This is a genomic window from Streptococcus sp. 9.1 (assembly GCF_016648815.1).
GTDB classification, from domain to species: domain Bacteria; phylum Bacillota; class Bacilli; order Lactobacillales; family Streptococcaceae; genus Streptococcus; species Streptococcus salivarius_E.
This window is the reverse complement of sequence record NZ_JACLQS010000001.1, coordinates 368,220-390,530: the sequence shown is the minus strand read 5'-3', so window position 1 is coordinate 390,530 and position 22,311 is coordinate 368,220. Positions and strand designations below refer to the sequence as shown.

The following is a 22,311-nucleotide window of genomic DNA, read 5'->3' as shown; positions in this document are numbered from 1 at the left end:
TTTGTGAAAATGTGCTTCCAAACAAATCAATTGCCTAGCCCTCTTTGATAGCGCTATAATAGTTAAGTTGACTTTGACTATCAAACAACAGATATAGATATTTCATAAAGAAAGAGGACATACAATGGCAAAACCTATTCGAGTATTGCTTTATTATAAATACCTTCCCATCGAAAATGCTGAGCAATTTGCGGCTGACCACTTGGCTTTCTGTAAGTCAATCGGTCTGAAAGGACGTATCTTGGTCGCTGACGAGGGAATCAATGGAACGGTTTCTGGTGACTATGAAACCACTCAAAAATACATGGACTACGTTCACAGCCTTCCAGGGATGGAGGACCTCTGGTTCAAGATTGATGAGGAAGAAGAGCAAGCCTTCAAGAAGATGTTTGTGCGTTACAAGAAGGAAATCGTTCACCTTGGTTTAGAGGATGATAACTTTGACAGCGACATCAATCCGCTTGAAACAACAGGTGCCTACTTGTCACCAAAAGAGTTTAAATCCGCCCTTCTAGATGAGGACACTGTTGTCCTTGACACACGTAATGACTATGAGTATGACCTTGGTCACTTCCGTGGAGCCATTCGTCCAGACATTCGTAACTTCCGTGAATTGCCACAATGGGTTCGCGACCATAAAGAAGAGTTCATGGACAAGCGCGTGGTTGTGTACTGTACTGGTGGTGTCCGCTGTGAGAAATTCTCAGGTTGGATGGTCCGTGAAGGCTACAAAGATGTTGGCCAGTTGCACGGTGGTATTGCAACTTACGGAAAAGATCCAGAGGTTCAAGGGGAGCTTTGGGATGGTAAGATGTATGTCTTTGACGAGCGTATTGCCGTTGATATCAACCATGTAGACCCTGTCGTTGTCGGTAAGGATTGGTTCGATGGTACGCCTTGCGAACGCTATGTCAACTGCGGTAACCCATTCTGTAACCGTCGTATCCTTGCTTCAGAGGAAAATGAAGACAAGTACCTTCGTGGCTGCTCACATGAATGCCGTGTTCACCCACGCAACCGTTATGTCTCTGAAAATGGTTTGAACCAAGAAGAAGTTGTCGAACGTCTTGCGGCAATTGGTGAAAGCTTGGATGTAACACCTGCCTAAGTTTAAATAGTGAAGAAGCTGAGAAGAATCTCGGCTTTTTATTTTGTAATTTATTTCTAAAATTATGACACATATATATTGCAATTAGAAATATATAGTGTATAATTAAGGTGAAAACAGATGGTGAATCTAATTGATGTCGACGATAATATCAGATATGATGTAAAGGAGGGGCATGTGGCAAAGAATTTACGTTTAAAAGCAGCTCGAGTAGAGCATGATATGACCCAGGGTGACTTGGCAGAAGCTGTAGGTGCAACAAGACAAACCATAGGTTTGATTGAAGCTGGAAAGTACAATCCCAGCCTAGCCTTATGCATTGCTATTTGTAAAACACTAGACAGGACGTTGGATCAACTGTTTTGGGAGATTTAGAAAGGAAGTAAAGATGATGAAATTTAAGCTGATTGATAATAAGGTTACAGACGAACGCGAAAAAGCTCTAAATAATAAAGTTGGTGCCGAATGCTATTGCATAATGATTGCAGGGATGTTTGTATACTTAGTTTATGGCTCCCTCTTTAACAATGGTGTCATCCCTGCTGATTACTTACTTTATCCATTATTGATAGCATGGATTTGGTCTGGTTATAGAGCTGAACGTCTTGCTGTAAATGCTTTTGGAGGTTCGAGGATGACAGTCTTAGGTTGTTTACTGGCGACTGGGCTTATCACTCTTATAATTATGATGACTAACTATCGGTACAACCACAATGTTTATCATAATAATCCCTTGGATCCTAGATATCTCATGACTTGGGCAGGTACTTATATGTTGTATGCTCCCTTTGTCTTTTTTATGAATTGGGCTCTCGCTGCACTTGGAAGATATGCGAGAAAGCATCTTGAAAAACAACTAGACGATTTGGAAAATGAAGAATAAATAGTGTTAGAATCAGACCGTTCTTTTTGGTCTGATTTTTTTGTGTTATAATGGGTCCTAAAACTAAGGAGGTCACGTATGCTACTAACTGAATTTGATGCGAATAGACAAGCGATTATCAATCCCGAGGACTTGAATGAGCCTCTTGAGGGGTTTCCTAAAATAGCTGTATCCTGTTTTTCTCGTTCGACCTTTCAACGAATGCTTGAGATGTTTCCTCATGAACTTATCTATGAAACGTCCATGGCGAATGTGGCTATTCCGATATATAAGCTTGTTATTGATGAGCAGGAGTTGGCTCTTTTTAATGCACCTGTAGGTGCCTCTGCCTGTGTGGCTATTTTAGAGGATATTTTTGCTTTGGGAACTGATAAACTGGTGCTCTTTGGGACTTGTGGGGTGCTTGATGAAGATATTAAAGAGACTTCTATTATTATCCCTAGTCATGCTCTTAGAGATGAAGGAACGAGTTTTCACTATGTGGAAGCTAGCAATGAGATTGCGGTAAATGTGGGTGTTTTAGCTTGTTTTCGTTCCTATCTCAATGAGCGTCAGATTCCTCATAAGGAAGGCAAGGTCTGGACAACTGATGGTATTTACCGTGAGACGAGTGCTAAACTCAAAGCTCGAAAGGCAGCAAGGGCCATTTGTGTGGATATGGAGTGCTCTGCAGTTGCAGCTTTAGCAAAGTTTAGAGGTGTTGAGGTCTGCCACTTCTTCTATGCTGCGGATCACCTTTCTGAAGGTAATTGGGACGCTCGTAACCTGATGAATCATATGGACTTGGATGAAAAGGACAAGGTGGCTTTATTAGCTTTGGAGTTTGCGTGTGACTGGAGTAAACCTTAAAAATTCTACTTTTCAAACTTCTTATTTGTAATCATTCTAAATAACTGCTATAATACTTTTTAGAATCATTCTAAATAAGGAGTAAGAGAATTGGAAGATAAGAATTTTGCAGAACGCTTAAATATTTTGAGAGCAGGTGTATTAGGTGCCAATGATGGAATCATTTCCATTGCGGGAGTGGTCATCGGTGTGGCTAGTGCGACATCAAACATTTGGTTCATCTTGATTTCTGCCTTGTCAGCCATTTTTGCTGGTGCCTTTTCGATGGCCGGTGGCGAATATGTCAGTGTCTCAACGCAAAAAGATACCGAAGAAGCTGCCATCGCTAAGGAACAAGCTCTCCTGGATCGCTCACCTGAAGCAGCTAGAGAGAGTTTGTACCAAACCTTCCTCAGTCAGGGGGATTGCGAAACAGCAGCCGAAGTCAAGGTCAATCAAGCCTTTAGTAAAAATCCTATCAAGGTCTTAGTTGAGGAAAAATATGGAGTGGACTTGGATGAAATTACCAATCCATGGCATGCTGCCGTATCTAGTTTCTTTGCTTTTTCAGTTGGTTCCTTGCCACCAGCACTAGCTATCATGCTTTTCCCAGAGCCTTACCGTATTCCTGTAACAGTGGTCGTGGTTGCACTGACTTTGCTTTTGACTGGCTATATTAGTGCCAAGCTCGGAAAAGCACCTATTAAACAAGCGATGTTGCGTAATTTGACAGTAGGACTCTTGACCATGCTTGTGACCTTCTTGGTTGGGCATATCTTCCATGTGAATGTGTAATTGTTAGTAATATGAGTCTGCTTTCTTAGGTAGGCTTTTTTAGTCTACTAGACCAGGCTTATCCATGGTACAATAGGGCTATGCGTTTAGATAAATTATTAGGACAGGCGGGCTATGGTTCTCGCAATCAAGTCAAGAAGCTTATTCGTAGCCGTCAGGTATCTGTGGATGGCATCTTGGCTGAACAAGATAATCTTAATGTGGATGCTAGTCTTCAAACCATCACGGTTTCTGGTAAGGAACTGGAGCATGCCCCAGAAGTCTACTACCTTATGAATAAGCCAGCAGGTGTAGTGTCAGCTCGAAGGGACAAGGAACACCAAACAGTCATTGATTTGATTAAGCCTGAAGATCAGCGAGAGGGGCTTTATCCTGTTGGGCGATTGGATAGAGATACGGAAGGTTTGGTGCTGATTACTAACAATGGTCCCTTGGGATTTGCCATGCTTCACCCACGCTATCATGTGGCTAAGACTTATTATGTCGAGGTCAATGATGTTCTTGGGCCTGATGCACCTGCATTTTTTTGAGTCAGGTGTTGTCTTTGAGGATGGTACTGTTTGTAAATCAGCTCAGTTAGAAATTCTAAGTTCTGCGAGTGACAAGAGTTGTGCTAGAATCACGATTTCGGAAGGGAAATTTCATCAGGTGAAAAAGATGTTCTTGGCTTATGGCGTCAAGGTGACCTATCTTAAGCGTATTTCTTTTGGAGAGTTTAAGCTTGATGAAGGGATGGCAGTAGGATCCTACCGAGCATTAACTGAAGCGGAAAAAGCAATCCTACGTACTTATCTTGGCTAGCAGCCCTATGTGACTTAAAGTGCGATAGGAATTTTCAATCTCATGATAGGTTCCCTCTATCATGAGCCTTAATACTGTAAGGCTCATAACGGCGGTCTTTTCTAGGGGTATAAGTAAAACTTATGACATTCCATAAGTTTTTTTAATTTCTCAAGCCTTGTTTCTGGTGGTATGATGGTATCAATTCGATTGAGAACTGAAGTAAGTCAGGAGCAATGACCAAGTCTAATCAGAGAGGGAGGTTCATTATGACAGAAGCATTTTATGATCATTTAGCAAAAACACGTCATCAGATACACCAACATCCAGAGGTTTCTGAAGAGGAGCATGAGACGACAGTCTTTTTGAAAGGTTATTTGAAAAATCTAGGTATTGAGCCTTTAAATTATCCTTTGAAGACGGGACTCATCGCTGAGATTGGGTCAGGTCATCCGATTATTGCTTTGCGTGCTGATATTGATGCCCTACCGATTAAGGAAAAGACAGGACTTCCTTATGCCAGCGACAATGGGGCTATGCATGCTTGTGGTCATGACTTTCACCAAACCTCTCTACTTGGAGCCGCTCAGCTTTTAAAAGAAAGAGAAGCAGAGCTTAAGGGGACCGTTCGATTGATTTTCCAACCAGCCGAGGAAAATTTCCAAGGGGCCTATCAGGTCATTGAAGCGGGTGGTCTTGATGGTGTGTCAGCTATCATCGGTTACCACAATAATCCTCACTTGAAACCTGGTCAGATTGGACTTCGTTCAGGTGCTATCATGGCTGGTGTGGAGCAGTTTAGGGTTGATGTTAAGGGTGTTTCTTCCCATGCGGCCCGTCCTGATTTGGGTGTCGATACAGTCTTGGTTACTACGACTATCATCAACAATTTACAGCAGATTGTGGCTCGTACAGTATCGCCCTTTGAATCAGCAGTATTGTCAGTTACTCATATCGAAGTTGGAAATACTTGGAATGTTCTTCCAGCAGCAGGCTTTTTCGAAGGAACGATTCGTACCTTTGAGCCTACGGTTCGTGAAGATGTCATTGCTCGTTTTGAAAAGGTCGTTCAGGCGACAGCAGACCAGTTTGGTGCTCAAGTTGGCATCACTTGGGGCAATTCGCCCTACGTGACCTACAATGACCAGACGCTCACACCTCTCATCTTTGAAAATTCTAAGGCCTTCGCAGAAGTGATTGAAACCTTGCCATCAACAGGGGGAGAAGACTTTGCGGCTTATCAAAAGGAAATACCAGGAGTCTTTGCCTTTATTGGCTCAAATGGTGAAGATAATGCACCAGACTGGCACCATGATGATTTCCTTGTGAAAGACGAGGCCTTGCCAGTAGCTGTGAATTACTATGTGGAAAACGCCCTCTTTCTACTTGACTATTTTAAGGAGCAAGAAAAATAACCATTCCCTTAATCGGTATTACCAGTAATGAAAAACCTGTCGAAGAAGGAAGTCCCATTTATAGGTGTTCAGTGGCATCCTGAGTTTCTCTTGGGCCATAAGCAATTAGCAGACCAAGGACTCTTTTATTATTTTGTTAAGAGTTTTAAATAAGGTTTTAGGACTTTAAATTGGTACCACTTTTGAAATCGAAAAGGAGGACGTGCCTAAGAAGAAATATTCTTTTGATCATTTAGTTTACACTTAAGAACCCAGCCGATTGGTTGGGTTCTTTTGTCGTATTTTCGAAGTAAGATTTCAGGACCTAAAAAGGGGTGAGAATTTTTTACTTGCTATTTTTGAGCTTTTTAGATAAAATGAAAGCGTTATCATTTCAAAAAATAGATAGGAAGTGGTTAAGTCATCTTTATGATGTTTTACCTTATAACTTCCGAATAAGGAGAAACGTATGTTAATTGGTATTCCAAAAGAAATCAAAAATAACGAGAACCGTGTGGCTCTAACGCCTGCTGGGGTGCAAAGTCTTGTAGCTAAAGGTCATGAAGTCCTTATTGAAACCAATGCGGGTCTTGGATCTGGCTTTACGGATGCAGACTACGAAAAACAAGGTGCTAAAATTGTTGCAACTGCTGCAGAAGCATGGGCAGCTGAGCTCGTGGTTAAGGTTAAGGAACCTCTTGCTGCAGAATATGGCTTCCTTCGTGAAGACCTTTTACTCTTTACCTACTTGCACATGGCAGCAGCTCCAGAATTGGCAGATGCTATGGTCAATGCTAAGACAACAGGTGTGGCCTATGAAACCGTACGTAGCCAAGAAGGTCACCTACCACTTTTGGTTCCAATGAGTGAAGTAGCAGGACGTATGGCCGTTCAAATCGGTGCACATTTCTTGACCAAACAAGAAGGTGGTTCAGGTGTTCTCCTAGGTGGTGTGCCTGGTGTTCCTAAAGGTAAAGTAACTATTATTGGGGGTGGTGTCGTAGGGACACATGCAGCTCGTATTGCCCTTGGACTTGGAGCTCAAGTGACTATCCTTGATATCAGTGCCAAACGTTTGTCTGTCCTTGAAGAGGTCTTTGGTAGCCAAATTCAAACACTGATGTCAAATCCGCTCAACATTGAAGCGAGTGTTCGTGAGGCTGACGTGGTTATCGGTGCAGTTCTTATCCCAGGGGCAAAAGCACCAAAACTCGTTACTGACCATATGGTTAAGCAAATGCGTCCAGGTTCAGTTATTGTTGACGTTGCCGTTGACCAAGGTGGGGTTGTTGAAACTGCAGATCGCGTGACTACTCATGATGAGCCTGTTTATGAAACACATGGTGTTCTTCACTATGCCGTTGCCAATATCCCAGGAGCTGTGGCACGTACATCAACCATTGCCCTTACTAATGTCACTTTGCCTTATATCGAAGCCCTTGCAGGAAAAGGATTCAGAAAGGCAATTAACGACGACGAAGGTCTTCGTCAAGGGGTTACAACCTACCAAGGTCATATCACTAGCAAACCAGTTGCAAAGGGGCTAGACAGAGAATATACATCAATTGACGAATTGGCTTAAACAGAGTAACTTATCAAACACAAAAAGGAGTCGCACCATGATAGAGGGTGACTCCTTTTTTGAGGTCTGAGCAAGAAGTGAACCATTTTTTGCGAGTTGATAGGTGACTGCTCGCAAAGCCTGAAACTGTTGGATTTTTCTAATTTCGGTCTTATTTTATGATATAATGAGTAGACATATTAAGGGTAGTAATGAGCACCTATAATGCTTTTTATTCATGCTTATCTTTAGGAGGTTTTATCGTGGCCAACCATATTCGTGTAATTACAGCAATTGTTTTTTCTCAGCTTGTCGTTCTTTATTTTGGTTTTCGTATGGATGTCTCTTTGACCGGACTGCTAACTACAGTAGCTGTGGCATCCCTGGTTGAGATTATTTATCATGTGAAGCTTGTTCGTAAGATAGGAGCCAATATTTCTTTTGAGACTTTTTGGAAAAACTGTGACCAACTTTTTAGAAAAAATGCTGTGCTGCTGGCTATTTTACTTTGTGACCTGCTTATTTTTAAAGGTGGGGATTTCATGGCCTTCATTCTTTGGCAAGTTACCTTTGTTGTCTTGGTAAGTATCATCATCATGGCATCAAATAATGCACCGGACGCATGATAATACTTAAATCTTGCAATGAAAGAGTTTAGATAATGTTTAGCATTCACAGAAATCATTTGTCAGACCAGGGCGTTGACTATGTCACATTTGGTCAAGGAGATAAGGTTCTCGTTATCATTACGGGATTAAGTTTGCAAGGCTTAAGTGATATATCTGACCTTGCCATTTACTCGCTATTTTATCGATTTGCTAAGGAGTATAAGGTCTATATTTTTGATAGAAAGGACCATATCGAAGAAGGTATTTCAATTGAGAATATGGCTGATGACCTCTACCATTCTTTACAAGAATTACATATTGCTAAGGCCTCTATCATAGGCATGTCACAAGGTGGTATGATTGCCCAGCTGTTTGCTATCAAGTATCCTCAAAAGGTGACTAGTCTGGTGTTAGCTCTGACATTCTCTCGAAATAATGATATCAGTAGAGACACCATCGAAGGTTGGATTGAGATGGCTAAAAATGGTGAGGTGGCTAAGCTCAATAAGGATTCAATGTGTAAAACATTTTCGTCTCCTATGTTAAAGAAATTATATGTGATTAATAAACTATTCATGAGGACTGTAAGTGTTGAAAAACAAGAACGATTTATCCGATTAGCTAAGTCTATTCTTGAGTTTGATTGCCATAAGTCCCTTGATAAAATCACCTGCCCGACTCTTGTCTTGGGAGCTAAAAAAGATTTGGTTCTGGGAGTGGATGGTGCAAGGGAACTTGCAAATAGCATTCCAAATGCTTCCTATTATGAATTTAGCAAACAGGGTCACGCAGCCTTTATTGAAAGTAAGCAATTTAATAAAATTATATTAGAATTTCTGCGAGAAAACACTTAGGTAGTGGACTTAGGGATATCTATTAAAAACAAATGAGAAAGGGGTTACAATAAAAGCTGTAGCCTCTTTTTATTTCCGGTTCAATTGTGTGCAGTCTGAAAAATTAAATGATAGAATAGCGGTAGATAGGAGGATACAGAAATGTTAAACTATGATTTGATTGTTATCGGTTTCGGTAAAGCCGGTAAAACTCTGGCTGCTAAGATGAATGCAGCTGGTAAGAAAGTTGCTGTCATCGAGCGCAGTAAAGCGATGTATGGTGGTACTTGCATTAATATTGCTTGTATCCCAACTAAGACTATGATTGTAGCGGCTGAGAAGGGCTGGTCATTTGACGATACCATGAAGGAACGTGGTGCAGTGACTGGTCGTCTTAATGCTAAGAATTATAAAATGTTGGCAGACAATGGCGTTGATGTCATTGATGCAGAGGCACATTTTGTGTCAAATAAGGTTATTGAAGTAGTGGCTGGTGATGACCGCCAAGAGCTAACAGCTGAGACTATTGTCATCAATACAGGTGCCGTGTCTAATGTCTTGCCTATTCCTGGCTTGACAACAACTAAGCATGTTTACGATTCAACTGGTATTCAAACCCTTGAAGCCTTGCCAAAACGTTTAGGTGTCTTAGGTGGTGGTAATATCGGCCTTGAATTTGCTGGCCTTTATAACCGTTTGGGAAGTCAAGTGACTGTCTTGGATGCAGCGACTAGCTTCTTGCCACGTGTGGAGCCATCTATTGCTAAGTTGGCCAAGGAATACATGGAAGAGGACGGCATTGTCTTTGAGCAAGGTGTTAAAACTTCCGAAGTGAAAAATGACGGTGATGAAGTTGTCGTTGTTACTGACAAAGGCGAGTTCCGTTTTGATGCACTCCTCTATGCGACAGGACGCAAGCCTAATATCGAACCTCTTCACTTGGAAAATACTGATATTGCCTTGACTGAACGTGGTGGTATCCAGGTCAATAAACATTTGGAAACAAGTGTTCCTGGTGTCTTTGCAGTGGGTGATGTTAATGGTGGCCTTCAATTTACCTACATCTCACTAGATGATTTCCGTATTGTCTTTAATTACCTAACTGGTGATGGCAGCTATAACCTTGAAACACGTGGAGCTGTTCCAACTGCTATGTTCCTCAACCCACCTTTAGCTCAAGTTGGTCTTACTGAAGACCAAGCCAGAGCAGCAGGTGGACCGGTTGCTGTCAAGGAACTTCCAGTTGCTGGCATGCCTCGTGGCCATGTTAACGGTGATTTGCGTGGTGCCTTCAAAGCTGTGGTAAATCCTGAAACTAAGGAAATCTTGGGTGTGACCCTCTTTGGTCAAGAATCTCATGAAATTATCAATATAATTACCCTAGCTATGAATCATCACATTCCATACACAGATTTAGCTAAACAAATCTTTACTCACCCAACTATGGCTGAGAACCTAAACGATTTGTTTGCGATTTAAAATGACAAGAGCCGATAGGCTCTTTTTTTGGAAACATATCTCTAATGCAAAGCGACACTCTAGGTTAGATGTCGCTTTTTTTACGCTTTGATGATAAGATAGAAGTGACATAGGAAAATACCTTAGATTGGTGTTCTCTGTCTTCTTCAGATGCTGGATAGACCTTGAGTCACCACTAGAAACTGTATGAAAAACATAGAAAGATACTCGTATGCCAACTGGTCTGTGAGTGTGTATAGCTTATGACTAAGAAAGTAGGAGTGGGCAAGGCCCACAGTAAGATTATTTTGATGGGGGAGCACTCGGTTGTCTATGGTCATCCTGCCCTTGCTCTTCCTCTTAAGGATATTGAGGTTGTCTGTCAGATTCAGGCGGCTGAGATTCCTTTAACTCTTAAGGCTCAAGATCCCTTGACGACGGCTGTTTTTTCAGCTCTTAACTATCTGAAAATCAAGAATCAGCCTATCAGTTATGATATTTCGTCTAGTGTCCCTGAAAAGCGTGGTATGGGGTCATCTGCTGCAGTGGCCATTGCGGCCATTCGTGCGGTTTTTGATTATTTCGACCAGGAACTCAGCCAGGAGACCTTGGAAATGCTGGTCCATCAGGCAGAGACTATTGCCCATAGTAAACCTAGCGGATTAGATGCCAAGACCTGCTTGAGTGACCAAGCCATTAGCTTTACGCGAAACATTGGTTTCAAGGAAATCGAGGTCAATCTAGGTGCCTATCTGGTCATTGCTGATACGGGCATCCATGGAAATACCCGTGAGGCCGTGGAAAAGGTTGAGGCTATAGGACTAGATGCCTTATCAGACCTGAACCGACTGGGCGAACTAAGTCAGCAGGCAGAAGAAGCCCTCAAAGCCAAGAATCAAAAGCTTCTCGGGCAACTCATGTCTCGAGCCCATAATCACCTTAAATCCTTAGGGGTGTCTTGTGATTTGTCGGACCTTCTAGTAGCAACTGCTCTGGAGCATGGTGCACTAGGTGCCAAGATGTCAGGCGGAGGACTGGGTGGCTGCATTATTGCCCTAACAAGTACCAAGGATCAAGCCCAAACGATTGCTAAAAAACTTCAAGAAAAAGGAGCCGTAAACACGTGGATAGAAAGCCTGTAAGCGTCAAATCGTACGCAAATATTGCTATTGTCAAATACTGGGGTAAGGCGGATGCGGAGCGTATGATTCCTTCAACCAGCAGTATCTCACTGACTTTGGAAAATATGTATACAGAAACCAAGTTATCTTTTCTGCCAGAGGATGCGACTGGTGATGTCATGTATATCGATGACGAGCTCCAAGGGGAAAAAGAAACAACCAAGGCCAGCAAGGTTTTAGATCTCTTCCGTACCAATCCCAACCACCATGTCAAGATTGAAACTTGGAACAACATGCCAACAGCTGCAGGCTTATCATCAAGTTCCTCTGGCCTTTCTGCCCTAGTTAAGGCAGCTAACGAGCTCTTCCAAGTCGGAAAAACGCAGTCTGAATTGGCTCAAATTGCCAAGTTTGCCTCAGGCTCCTCATCACGGTCTTTCTTTGGTCCATTGGCAGCTTGGGACAAGGATAGCGGTGAGGTTTACCAAGTTGAAACAGACCTCAAATTGGCCATGATTATGCTGGTTTTGACAGATCAAAAGAAACCCGTATCAAGCCGTGATGGTATGAAGTTGTGTACCGAAACATCGACATCCTTCCCAGAGTGGATTAAACAGTCCGAGCAGGATTACAAGGATATGTTAGGCTACCTCAAGGCTAATGATTTCCAAGCGGTCGGTGAGCTCACGGAAGCTAATGCCCTTCGTATGCACCAAACCACAAGTACGGCAAACCCTCCATTTTCATATCTGACGGATGCTTCCTATCAGGCTATGGACAAGGTTAAGTCCCTTCGTGCTTCTGGTGAGCAATGTTATTTCACAATGGATGCAGGACCAAATGTTAAGGTGCTTTGCCTGGAAGAAGACCTGGACCGCCTAGCTGACCACTTCCGTAAGGACTATCAGGTCATTGTTTCACGCACAAAGGAGTTGCCAGATGCCTAAGCAGTCGGTTAGTCGAGCCAGGGTAAAAACTGGCGGAAAACTCTACATTGCTGGAGAATATTCAGTTCTAACACCTGGTCAGACAGCCCTAATCCGGTTTATCCCTATCTTTATGTCAGCAGAGGTCAAGGAAGCACCAAGCACACAGCTATTTTCTGATATGTTTGACTATAGTGTTAGCCGTGAGCCAGACGCAAATTATGCCCTCATTCAAGAGGCCTTGAATACTTTTGAAGCCTATTGTGGTGAGAACTTGCCCGCTCTGGACCTTTCAATTACTGGAAAGTTGGAGCGAGATGGGGTTAAATTTGGTATTGGCTCATCTGGTTCAGTTGTGGTATTGACCCTCAAGGCCTTGGCAGCGGCTCTGCAGAAAGACTTATCCGAAGACATTCTCTTTAAATTAGCTAGTTACACCCTCCTCAAACAAGGAGACAACGGTTCTATGGGGGACCTAGCTTGTATCGTATACGAGGATCTGGTTTCCTATCGCTCTTTTGACCGTGCAAAAATAACAGAGCTTATAGACCAAATGACTCTATCAGAGCTTTTGGAGAAAGACTGGGGATATTGTATCAGACCTGTAGTGCCAGCTCTCAAAGCTCATTTTTTAGTGGGGTGGACCAAGCAAGCTGCTATCTCAAAAGACATGGTTAAGATGGCTAAATCTCGTATATCAAGCAAGTATCTAAGTGAAACTGAAGTAGCTGTTCAAGCTGCCATCAAGGCTCTGGAAACAGGAGATAAGACCTTGCTTAAGAGCAGCCTTCAAACTGTCAGTGACCGGTTGGAATCACTGAGTCCAGATATTTATGTGGACAAGCTGAAAAAACTCAAAGAAGCAGAGCAAGGACTCGATGCCATTGCTAAGTCCTCTGGAGCTGGAGGTGGCGACTGTGGTATCGCCTTTGCCTTTGACCAATCAAGCCGAGATGCTCTAGTTGAGCGTTGGCAAGAGGCAGGGATAGAGCTCTTGTATGAGGTATAGGAATCAGCTTAGTAGATAATAATCACGCAAGAAAGTAAAGAAATAACCTATGACAAATCGTAAAGACGATCACATCCGTTATGCCCTTAAGTACCAGTCGCCCTACAATAGTTTTGACGATATGGAACTTATCCACAAGTCTCTACCAACTTATGATTTAGATCAGATTGACTTGTCCACACATTTTGCAGGACGAGATTGGAACTTTCCCTTTTATATCAATGCCATGACAGGTGGTTCTGCCAAAGGTGGTGCAGTTAATCGAAAATTGGCTGAGGTGGCCAGTCGAACAGGTATTCTCATGGTGACGGGTTCCTACAGTGCTGCTCTAAAAGGAGAAGCACCAGAGTCCTTTGACTTTCGTCAAGAGTTTCCAGACTTAGATCTAGCGACTAATATCGGTGTGGATAAGTCTGTAGACCTGGGGATTAAGACGGTGGAAGCCATGAATCCAGTCTTTTTACAGCTCCATGTTAACCTTATGCAGGAGCTTCTCATGCCTGAGGGAGAGCGTATTTTCCACACTTGGAAGGAAAATGTGGCGGCTTATGCACAGAACATAGAGATTCCTCTTGTGCTTAAGGAGGTCGGCTTTGGTATGGATGTGGAAACCATTCGTTATGCCATGTCTCAAGGCGTCAAGACTGTGGATATCTCAGGTCGTGGTGGGACTAGCTTCGCCTATATTGAAAATAGTCGAGGCGGCAACCGTGATTACCTCAATGACTGGGGACAAAGCACCGTTCAGACCCTCTTGCAAGCCCAAGACCTTCGTGAGGATGTGGAAATCCTAGCCTCTGGTGGCGTGCGAAACCCACTCGATATGGTCAAATGTCTGGTCCTAGGAGCAAAAGGCGTTGGCCTCTCACGAACTGTCCTTGAATTGGTGGAACGTTACCCTGTGGATAAGGTTGTAGCTATCGTTAATGGCTGGAAGGACGACCTTCGTCTCATCATGTGTGCCCTTGATTGTCGGACTATTGATGAGCTCAAATCTGTTGATTATATTCTACATGGTAAGCTGCAAGGGACTTATATCAAGCAAGGAAAGTAGGAAAGAGCTAAGTGCTCTTTTTTTCTTGTCTTACGAAAACCACTAGCTGTGCTAGTGGTTCCGAAAAGCTTTTAGCGATGTATCAAAAAAGTCCCCCTAAAGTGTTATATTAGATAAGGTTTCCCGACCACTAACTAATATACAAAAGGAGGACCCCTGATGAGACAGTATAATAATAGTTTAGCACATACTACATGGAATTGTAAGTATCATATTGTTTTCGCTCCAAAATATAGACGTCAGATAATCTATGGGAAATACAAAGCAAGTATTGGTCAAATCTTACGGTTATTATGTGAAAGAAAAGGCGTTGAAATTCATGAAGCAGAAGCTTGCCCAGATCATATTCACATGTTAGTGAGTATACCACCGAAACTAAGTATTTCTTCATTTATGGGATATTTAAAAGGTAAAAGTAGCTTAATGATCTTCGACCGACACGCAAATTTAAAGTATAAATATGGGAATCGCAAATTTTGGTGTCGAGGCTTTTATGTTGATACGGTTGGGCGAAATCAGAAGCGAATTGAAGAATATATTCGTAATCAATTACAAGAAGACGTGATAGCAGATCAGCTCAGTCTTTTTGAGGAGTATGATCCGTTTACAGGTGAGAAGAATAAAAGAAAGTAATCTTAAAGAGACCCGCTAGACGGGTCAGCTAGCAAAGGTGGTGCTGAAGGGAAACCATTCGGTAGGCCTTTAGGCCTCGGCCGGAAGCAGAGGCTTTCAGCCGAAGAGCAAGCCACCCGTTCTCACGGGTGGTTTTGACTTTTCTTATTATGTTAAAATATTGTAATGTAAAACATTGTGTTTTTCAGTCAACACATGCCTGTTTTCAGAAAAATGCATGGAATGATAGGTGTTGGGTTAAAGAAATATTAAAGGAGTAACTATGTCTCAGCAGGTTATTAAAGCGGACAATTTAGGCAAAAGCTTTGGGTCTTTTAAGGCCATAAGTTCCCTCACTTTCGAGGTCAACAAGGGAGAAATTTTAGGTTTTCTTGGACCGTCTGGATCTGGTAAAACGACCACAATCAATATTCTCACAGGTCAATTGACACCAGACCAAGGGCAATCATCAATTCTAGGTAAGTCCTCTACCAATTTGAACGAGAAAGACCTTGCTAATATTGGTCTAATTACGGAAAATAGTGGCTATTATGAAAAGTTGAGCCTTTATGACAATCTCCTCTTTTTCGCAAAACTCTATGATGTTCCACAAGGGGACCTTGATGATTTGATGAAGCGTGTAGGTCTCTATGACAGACGTAAGACTCTGGCTGAAAAGTTATCAACAGGGATGAAGCAACGTATGTTACTCGTCCGTGCCATTATTAATAAGCCTCAAGTTCTCTTTTTGGATGAACCGACTTCAGGCTTGGATCCGTCAACTTCCAAGTCTATTCATGAACTTATTAAGGAGTTGCAAGCAGAAGGGACGACCATTTTTCTAACGACCCATGACATGCACGAGGCGACTATCCTCTGTGACAAGATTGTCCTTCTTAATAAGGGACAAATTGTGGAAGCGGGGACTCCAAGTGATCTGATTCAAAAGTACAATACAGCTAAACGTGTCAAAATTACCTATCAATCTGGTGAGGAGAACTACCTATCGTTTTCAGAGTTGGGACAGGTCGGCCAGACTGATGATATTCTAACCATCCATTCTTGTGAACCAACCTTGGAAGATGTCTTTATCCAACTAACAGGAGGTAAGCTCAATGCGTAAGCAGTTAAAATCACTCATGTGGCTCAGACGCCGAATTATCTTATCTAACAAAAGTCTTTTGCTTCAAGTCATGCTACCATTTGGCTTTCCCTATCTATACAAAAAGCACTATGAGGTTCAAGGAACATTAAATGAGGAGACAAAGTTCAATCTTCTAGCGAGTTGTTTGTCTATGGCTCTTTCCCTTGGTGTAGGAAATATAATTAGTACCATTGTGTCTGAGGAAAAGGAGAAAAAGACTCTCCGAACTCTCCTTCTGAGTGGTGTTAAGACGAAAAATTACATAATCTCTACCCTTGTTTTCCCATTCGCCATTAGTCTTGCTTCAGCTCTTTTCATTCCTAAAATTCTAGAGATTGATTTGGGTAAACAGTCAGATACTTATTACCTTATTGTTTTATTAACTGCGGTAGCTGTCATGCTTATTTATCTATTTATTGGTATGGTGTGTAAGACTCAAGTTTCTTCACAAATTGTTAGCCTACCAGTAACGATGATTAGCCTTTTCATTCCAACATTTTCAGGCATGAGTGATACTTTTGATACCGTTATAAAATATAGTCATATGGGACTTTTCACAAATGGACTCAGTGATTTGGACCACTTTAAGTGGCAGGACCAAAAAGCTAGTTTAATAGCTCTAATCATCTGGATCCTTGTCTTTGCATTGCTTGACTTCGTGCAGGCTAAGAAAATACGAAAGATTTCTTAATTCGTCTATTGATAAGATAAGTTCCTATTTTGACTACGACGTCCGTACTCACTTCAGGAAAGTCTCAAAAAAGATTATTTTACAAAAAGGAGCGGAAGCTCTTTTTTATTATCCAATCAAGCAAAAAGTCAACTTTCCCCTTGACAAGTCACTGCCTTAGGAGTAATATTTTCAGTGACATACGGTAGGTGAGGCTACCACAAGGATACGGATGACTACCGCAAAGCAGTGGAGACACTACTCGTTGGTCAACAGTCCTGATCGCCAAGGTCAAGACTAAGCTCATTTCATCGCCTTGCGGAGCTAAAGCTTGAACGGTCCATTTTTTGACAGAATCTATTAAAAAATCAACCTCGAGTTTATAGAGTCTTACCTGTATATGGGTAGGACTCTTTTCTTTTGTCTGAGGTCCACCCACTATGTAAAAAAATGAAAGGAGAAACCTATGAGACTAATCGACGATCACCCCGAACCGCACCTAACCAGTCAATCGCTGATTAGTGTCTTAGGGACTCCATAAGTGATTGGCTCCTGATTAAATAAGGAGATTCCAATGTCAACAAATAAAGAAAGACTTATTGCTGCTCTTCAAGAGCCACTTGAAACAACCCTTACTCGCTACAAGACTCATTTGGATGGCTTGAAGGAAGACCAAGTAGAAGAAAACCGTGACCTTTATGGGGAAAATGTCATAACCAAAGGACAAGAGGATTCTATCATCAAAAAGATTTATGAATCTATCATCAATCCCTTTACTGTTATTCTCTTAGTCATTGCTCTGGTTTCCTTTATCACCAATGTCTGGCTTGCTAAACCGGGTGAAGAAGACCCAACGACTTCTATCATCATTGTCACTCTAGTTTTGATATCTGGTGGTATCCGTTTTATTCAAGAACTTCGTAGCGACAAGGCTGCCAGTAATTTGTCTCGCATGATTGTCAATACAGCAACAGTACTTCGAGATGGCAGTGAGCAAGAAATCCCAATTGATGAAATTGTGGTTGGAGATGTGGTCAAACTAAGTGCGGGAGATATGATTCCGGCTGATGTGGTCTTACTAGATTCTCGTGATTTCTTTGTTCAACAGTCTGGCTTGACAGGTGAAAGCGATGCTGTGGAAAAAGCTTGTCTGGCTAAAGCAGATGGTCAAAATCTAGAGAGCCTGCTTGAAAGTGAGAGCCTTGCTTTCATGGGAACTAATGTTATCTCTGGTCGTGCAACAGCCTTGGTTTTAGTTGTTGGTGATGAAACCATGATGGGAGCAATTGAGCAGACCATCAATACTTATGACGAACCAACTTCATTTGAACGTGAGATGAATTCCATTTCTTGGCTCTTGATTCGACTCATGTTGGTTATGGTTCCTGTTGTTTTTGTGATTAACGGTTTAACAGATGGGGACTGGCTTGAAGCCGGCGTCTTTGCCCTTAGTGTGGGAGTCGGTTTGACCCCAGAAATGTTGCCGATGATTATCACAGCCAGTCTTGCCAAGGGTTCTATCATTATGGCCAAGGAAAAGGTGGTCATCAAAAAACTTAATGCTATTCAAGACCTAGGGGCTATCGACATCCTTTGTACGGATAAGACAGGAACCCTGACTCAGGATGAAATCGTTCTTGAGTACCCTCTTGATATCCATGGTGACCTTGACCTATCAGTACTTCGGAGAGCCTATCTTAATTCTTATTTCCAAACTGGCTTAAAAAATCTTATGGACCGTGCCATTATTAGCCGAACTGAAAGAGAAGCTAAGAAACATGACATCGTTCGTGACCTTGACCAGACCTTCCACAAGATTGATGAGCTACCTTTTGATTTTGAACGTCGTCGCATGAGTGTCATTGTTCAAGACACTGATGGATTTGTTAGCATGGTGACAAAAGGTGCCCTTGAAGAAATGCTCTCTGTTTCTAACTATGTGGAATACAAGGGAGACATTATCCCATTGACTGACGATGTTCGTGAGGAAGTCCTTGTGGAAGTTGCACAGTTGAATGAACAAGGTTTGCGTGTTCTCGGTGTTAGCTACAAATCACAACTTAATGAAAATGACGTCTTTAGTGTTGAAGATGAAAGTGATATGATTTTGACGGGATATCTTGCCTTTCTTGACCCACCAAAACCATCAGCAGCACCTGCTATCAAGGCTTTGGCGGAATATGGTGTGACCACAAAAATTTTGACTGGAGACAATGATAAGGTGACACAGGCTGTCTGTGAAAAAGTTGGTCTAGATGTGACGCACATTCTACTTGGAAGTGATCTTGATACCATGTCAAATCAAGATTTGGCTAAGGCTGTGGAAACGACAACAGTCTTTGCTAAGTTATCCCCAGACCAAAAGGCACGAATTATCCTAAGCCTTAAGGAAAATGGGCATAAGGTAGGCTATATGGGTGATGGTATCAACGATGCCCCATCCATGAAGGTGTCAGATGTGGGGATTTCTGTGGATACAGCTGTTGATATCGCCAAAGAAACTGCAGATGTTATCTTGCTTGATAAGGATTTAATGGTCTTGGAAAAAGGTTTGGTTGAAGGACGGAAGGTCTATGCTAATATGACCAAATATATCAAGATGACCGTTTCTTCAAATTTCGGGAATATCTTTTCTCTCCTCTTTGCCAGCATTTTCTTACCATTCCTACCAATGGCACCTGTGCATTTGATTGTCCTAAATCTTGTCTATGATATCTCTTGTATCGCCCTTCCATTTGACAATGTGGACAAGGAATTTCTTAAAGAGCCACATATCTGGGAAGCCAAATCAATCATGCGTTTCATGGCTTGGATAGGACCTATTTCGTCCGTATTTGATATTTTGACATATATCTTGCTCTATTTCATCATTGTGCCAATGATTTTGGGGCATGGCTATGTTCATGGTTCACCAGAAGCTGCAGCCTTTATCATTATTTTCCAAACAGGTTGGTTTATCGAATCTATGTGGTCTCAAACCATGGTTATCCACATGTTACGTTCACCAAAACTACCATTTATTCAAAGTCACCCAGCACTATCAGTTGTTGTGACAACCTTATTTGCTGCTTTCTTTGTGACTTCTCTTCCATACAGTCCATTGGCTAGTCTCTTAAAACTCAGCCATCTAAACGGTCTCTATTTCATTCTCTTGTTTATCATCATTACTTTGTATATGCTTAGTGTTACCTTTGTGAAGCATATCTATATTAAGAAATACAAAGAATGGTTATAGGATAACTATTCTTAGAAAAAGAGCGTCAGCTCTTTTTTCATTACCTTTCATTCTGCCAAAACCTTTTCATTTATGGTATAATAGGGCGATTATAGATAATCAGAGGCCCTAAAAAACGTCTGTTATGAGGACATCTTTTCTAAGAAATGAGAGACTATGTTTTCAAGGCCCCTTTCTTTCGTAGGCTATCCCAGTGGGAGGTTGAGGTCCTGAGATTTGGGGCTCAAGGCTAAGACCGCCTCGAAGGAAACCATCACAAATAAATCTTAAGAAGGAAAAAGAAAATGAGTAATTACGCTATTATCCTTGCTGCGGGTAAAGGAACTCGCATGAAATCAGATCTTCCAAAAGTATTGCACAAGGTTTCAGGCATCACTATGCTTGAGCATGTCTTCCGTGCAGTTTCAGCTATCGAACCAGCTAAAAACGTTACTGTTATTGGTCACAAGGCTGAGCTTGTTCGTGAGGTTTTGGACGGTCAATCTGCCTTCACTATGCAAACTGAGCAGTTGGGGACTGGTCACGCAGTAATGATGGCTGAAGAAGAGTTGGCTGGACTTGAAGGGCAAACGCTTGTTATCGCCGGTGACACGCCTTTGATTACCGGTGAAAGCCTTAAAAACCTTATTGATTTCCATGTTAATCACAAAAATGTTGCCACTATCTTGACTGCAACTGCGGACAATCCGTTTGGTTATGGTCGTATTATCCGTAACGAAAATGGCGAAGTGACTAAGATTGTTGAGCAAAAAGATGCCAACGAGTTTGAACAACAGGTTAAAGAAATCAATACAGGGACTTACGTTTTTGATAATAAACGCCTCTTCGAAGCACTTAAAAATATCAACACCAACAACGCTCAAGGGGAATACTATTTGACTGATGTTATTTCTATTTTCCGTGAGAATGGTGAAAAAGTAGGTGCCTTCACTCTTCGTGACTTTGAAGAAAGTCTCGGGGTTAACGACCGTGTTGCCTTGGCTACGGCAGAAGATGTTATGCGTCGTCGCATCAACCAAGCTCACATGGTTAATGGTGTTACTTTCCAAAATCCAAATGCTACTTATATCGATGTGGATGTGGAAATTGAGCCAGACGTTGTCATTGAAGCCAATGTTACGCTTAAAGGGCAAACTAAAGTCGGTGCAGAGTCAGTGCTTACCAATGGGACTTATATTGTTGATTCAACTATCGGTGCCAATACTGTTATCACTAACTCTATGATTGAGCACTCAGTGGTTGAAGAAGGTGTTACTGTTGGTCCATTTGCCCATGTTCGTCCAGATTCAACCCTCAAAAAAGATGTTCATATCGGTAACTTTGTTGAGGTTAAAGGTTCTACTATCGGTGAAAATACCAAGGCTGGACACTTGACTTACATTGGTAATGCGGAAGTTGGTTCTGACGTTAACTTTGGTGCTGGAACAATTACCGTTAACTATGATGGTCAACATAAATTCAAGACCCAAATTGCTAACAACGTCTTTATCGGAAGCAATTCAACCTTGATTGCACCGCTTGAAATTGGGGATAACGCCCTCACAGCAGCTGGTTCAACTATTACAGATGATGTGCCAGCGGACAGCGTAGCCATTGGACGTGGCCGTCAGGTCAATAAAGAAGGCTATGCCATTAAGAAACCTCACCACCCAAGCCAACAAAAGTAGGCTTAAGGCTATCTGAGCTTGGTTATTCTTATAAAACCAGCTTAGAATGAGGTCAGAAGTAAAAGGAGTCAATTCATGGAGTTTGAAGAAAAAACACTCAAACGTGAGTCAAAATTTAAGGGACATATTTTTGAAGTTGCAGTAGACGAGGTCCTCTTGCCAGACGGTAAGACGGCTGGTCGTGAGCTCATCTTCCACAAGGGAGCAGTAGCTGTTTTAGCGGTTACCCCAGAAGGAAAAATCATTATCGTCAAACAATACCGCAAGGCTATTGAGGCGGTTTCCTACGAGATTCCTGCGGGTAAACTGGAAGTTGGTGAGGCTGGTGAAGAGATGACTGCAGCAGCGCGTGAACTTGAAGAGGAGACTCAGTATAAGGGTGAACTTAAATTGATTCATGAGTTTTACACAGCCATTGGTTTCTGTAATGAAAAAATCAAGCTCTATGTGGCTACAAACCTCAAGCCTGTTGAAAATCCACGCCCACTTGACGAAGATGAGTTTCTTGAAATCTATGAGTTGACTTATGAGGAATGTATGGAACTCGTAGCTTCAGGTGCAATTCAAGATGCTAAAACCATCATCGCTCTCCAATACTATGCACTTCATTTTGGAGGAAAATAAG

20 protein-coding genes, 1 pseudogene and 1 riboswitch are annotated in these 22,311 nt (G+C 42.1%); all 21 genes and pseudogenes read left to right on the top strand.

Features of this window, described 5'->3' with window-relative positions:
• The first annotated feature begins 124 nt into the window (after positions 1–124).
• Complete coding sequence (locus tag H7T93_RS01850; RefSeq protein WP_195917893.1) at positions 125–1,108, top strand: rhodanese-related sulfurtransferase; 984 nt, start codon at positions 125–127, stop codon at positions 1,106–1,108.
• A 177-nt stretch (positions 1,109–1,285) separates the two neighbouring features.
• Positions 1,286–1,483, top strand: a complete 198-nt coding sequence (locus tag H7T93_RS01845) for a helix-turn-helix transcriptional regulator (protein WP_175061682.1) — start codon at positions 1,286–1,288, stop codon at positions 1,481–1,483.
• A gap of 13 nt (positions 1,484–1,496) precedes the next feature.
• Positions 1,497–1,991, top strand: coding sequence for a DUF6773 family protein (locus tag H7T93_RS01840; protein ID WP_175061683.1), 495 nt, complete (start codon positions 1,497–1,499; stop codon positions 1,989–1,991).
• 78 nt (positions 1,992–2,069) lie between these two features.
• Positions 2,070–2,840, top strand: a complete 771-nt coding sequence (locus tag H7T93_RS01835) for a nucleoside phosphorylase (RefSeq protein ID WP_175061684.1) — start codon at positions 2,070–2,072, stop codon at positions 2,838–2,840.
• Between the two features lie 90 nt (positions 2,841–2,930).
• The gene (locus H7T93_RS01830; RefSeq protein ID WP_070439145.1) at positions 2,931–3,614 is read left to right on the top strand and encodes a VIT family protein; all 684 of its coding nucleotides are present in this window, start codon (positions 2,931–2,933) and stop codon (positions 3,612–3,614) included.
• Between the two features lie 80 nt (positions 3,615–3,694).
• Positions 3,695–4,415: pseudogene (locus tag H7T93_RS01825) on the top strand (16S rRNA pseudouridine(516) synthase).
• A gap of 248 nt (positions 4,416–4,663) precedes the next feature.
• Positions 4,664–5,809, top strand: coding sequence for an amidohydrolase (locus H7T93_RS01820; RefSeq protein WP_175057456.1), 1,146 nt, complete (start codon positions 4,664–4,666; stop codon positions 5,807–5,809).
• 448 nt (positions 5,810–6,257) lie between these two features.
• Complete coding sequence (gene ald, locus H7T93_RS01815) at positions 6,258–7,370, top strand: alanine dehydrogenase (protein ID WP_021144533.1); 1,113 nt, start codon at positions 6,258–6,260, stop codon at positions 7,368–7,370.
• Positions 7,371–7,612: 242 nt separating this feature from the next.
• Complete coding sequence (locus tag H7T93_RS01810; RefSeq protein WP_014633448.1) at positions 7,613–7,975, top strand: hypothetical protein; 363 nt, start codon at positions 7,613–7,615, stop codon at positions 7,973–7,975.
• 35 nt (positions 7,976–8,010) lie between these two features.
• The gene (locus H7T93_RS01805) at positions 8,011–8,811 is read left to right on the top strand and encodes an alpha/beta fold hydrolase (protein WP_175057457.1); all 801 of its coding nucleotides are present in this window, start codon (positions 8,011–8,013) and stop codon (positions 8,809–8,811) included.
• Between the two features lie 141 nt (positions 8,812–8,952).
• Complete coding sequence (locus H7T93_RS01800; RefSeq protein WP_070476536.1) at positions 8,953–10,269, top strand: FAD-containing oxidoreductase; 1,317 nt, start codon at positions 8,953–8,955, stop codon at positions 10,267–10,269.
• A gap of 242 nt (positions 10,270–10,511) precedes the next feature.
• Positions 10,512–11,390 (top strand): mevalonate kinase, encoded by an 879-nt coding sequence (mvk, locus tag H7T93_RS01795; RefSeq protein WP_175057458.1) that lies wholly within the window; start codon positions 10,512–10,514, stop codon positions 11,388–11,390.
• Complete coding sequence (gene mvaD, locus H7T93_RS01790; protein WP_070476531.1) at positions 11,372–12,316, top strand: diphosphomevalonate decarboxylase; 945 nt, start codon at positions 11,372–11,374, stop codon at positions 12,314–12,316. The genes mvk and mvaD overlap by 19 nt, the downstream gene beginning before the upstream one ends.
• Positions 12,309–13,304: a phosphomevalonate kinase gene (locus H7T93_RS01785; RefSeq protein WP_175057459.1), complete on the top strand. Its 996-nt coding sequence runs from the start codon at positions 12,309–12,311 to the stop codon at positions 13,302–13,304. Before mvaD ends, H7T93_RS01785 begins: the two co-directional genes overlap by 8 nt.
• A 49-nt stretch (positions 13,305–13,353) precedes the next feature.
• Positions 13,354–14,358 carry a type 2 isopentenyl-diphosphate Delta-isomerase gene (gene fni, locus H7T93_RS01780; RefSeq protein WP_175057460.1) on the top strand — a complete coding sequence of 335 codons (1,005 nt, stop codon included), beginning with the start codon at positions 13,354–13,356 and terminating at the stop codon, positions 14,356–14,358.
• Positions 14,359–14,517: 159 nt separating this feature from the next.
• The gene (gene tnpA / locus H7T93_RS01775; protein ID WP_048790626.1) at positions 14,518–14,991 is read left to right on the top strand and encodes an IS200/IS605 family transposase; all 474 of its coding nucleotides are present in this window, start codon (positions 14,518–14,520) and stop codon (positions 14,989–14,991) included.
• A 262-nt stretch (positions 14,992–15,253) separates the two neighbouring features.
• The gene (locus tag H7T93_RS01770) at positions 15,254–16,093 is read left to right on the top strand and encodes an ABC transporter ATP-binding protein (protein WP_048790627.1); all 840 of its coding nucleotides are present in this window, start codon (positions 15,254–15,256) and stop codon (positions 16,091–16,093) included.
• Positions 16,086–16,805: an ABC transporter permease gene (locus H7T93_RS01765; protein ID WP_201041600.1), complete on the top strand. Its 720-nt coding sequence runs from the start codon at positions 16,086–16,088 to the stop codon at positions 16,803–16,805. Before H7T93_RS01770 ends, H7T93_RS01765 begins: the two co-directional genes overlap by 8 nt.
• A gap of 173 nt (positions 16,806–16,978) precedes the next feature.
• A riboswitch (M-box (ykoK) riboswitch) is annotated at positions 16,979–17,132 on the top strand.
• 226 nt (positions 17,133–17,358) lie between these two features.
• The gene (mgtA, locus tag H7T93_RS01760; protein WP_175057462.1) at positions 17,359–20,019 is read left to right on the top strand and encodes a magnesium-translocating P-type ATPase; all 2,661 of its coding nucleotides are present in this window, start codon (positions 17,359–17,361) and stop codon (positions 20,017–20,019) included.
• A gap of 284 nt (positions 20,020–20,303) precedes the next feature.
• On the top strand, positions 20,304–21,686 hold the full coding sequence (gene glmU, locus H7T93_RS01755; protein ID WP_073686456.1) for a bifunctional UDP-N-acetylglucosamine diphosphorylase/glucosamine-1-phosphate N-acetyltransferase GlmU: 1,383 nt from the start codon (positions 20,304–20,306) through the stop codon (positions 21,684–21,686).
• A 75-nt stretch (positions 21,687–21,761) separates the two neighbouring features.
• Positions 21,762–22,310, top strand: coding sequence for an NUDIX hydrolase (locus H7T93_RS01750; RefSeq protein ID WP_073921966.1), 549 nt, complete (start codon positions 21,762–21,764; stop codon positions 22,308–22,310).
• Position 22,311: the final 1 nt, after the last annotated feature.

Bases quoted from the DNA above. Each gene is read 5' to 3' on its own strand.
- H7T93_RS01800 (WP_070476536.1), top strand. From the start codon at position 8,953: ATGTTAAACTATGATTTGATTGTTATCGGTTTCGGTAAAGCCGGTAAA.
- H7T93_RS01805 (WP_175057457.1), top strand. From the start codon at position 8,011: ATGTTTAGCATTCACAGAAATCATTTGTCAGACCAGGGCGTTGACTAT.
- H7T93_RS01820 (WP_175057456.1), top strand. From the start codon at position 4,664: ATGACAGAAGCATTTTATGATCATTTAGCAAAAACACGTCATCAGATA.
- H7T93_RS01770 (WP_048790627.1), top strand. From the start codon at position 15,254: ATGTCTCAGCAGGTTATTAAAGCGGACAATTTAGGCAAAAGCTTTGGG.
- H7T93_RS01765 (WP_201041600.1), top strand. From the start codon at position 16,086: ATGCGTAAGCAGTTAAAATCACTCATGTGGCTCAGACGCCGAATTATC.
- mgtA (WP_175057462.1), top strand. From the start codon at position 17,359: ATGTCAACAAATAAAGAAAGACTTATTGCTGCTCTTCAAGAGCCACTT.
- H7T93_RS01840 (WP_175061683.1), top strand. From the start codon at position 1,497: ATGATGAAATTTAAGCTGATTGATAATAAGGTTACAGACGAACGCGAA.
- tnpA (WP_048790626.1), top strand. From the start codon at position 14,518: ATGAGACAGTATAATAATAGTTTAGCACATACTACATGGAATTGTAAG.
- H7T93_RS01850 (WP_195917893.1), top strand. From the start codon at position 125: ATGGCAAAACCTATTCGAGTATTGCTTTATTATAAATACCTTCCCATC.
- mvk (WP_175057458.1), top strand. From the start codon at position 10,512: ATGACTAAGAAAGTAGGAGTGGGCAAGGCCCACAGTAAGATTATTTTG.
- H7T93_RS01785 (WP_175057459.1), top strand. From the start codon at position 12,309: ATGCCTAAGCAGTCGGTTAGTCGAGCCAGGGTAAAAACTGGCGGAAAA.
- fni (WP_175057460.1), top strand. From the start codon at position 13,354: ATGACAAATCGTAAAGACGATCACATCCGTTATGCCCTTAAGTACCAG.
- H7T93_RS01835 (WP_175061684.1), top strand. From the start codon at position 2,070: ATGCTACTAACTGAATTTGATGCGAATAGACAAGCGATTATCAATCCC.
- ald (WP_021144533.1), top strand. From the start codon at position 6,258: ATGTTAATTGGTATTCCAAAAGAAATCAAAAATAACGAGAACCGTGTG.
- H7T93_RS01750 (WP_073921966.1), top strand. From the start codon at position 21,762: ATGGAGTTTGAAGAAAAAACACTCAAACGTGAGTCAAAATTTAAGGGA.
- glmU (WP_073686456.1), top strand. From the start codon at position 20,304: ATGAGTAATTACGCTATTATCCTTGCTGCGGGTAAAGGAACTCGCATG.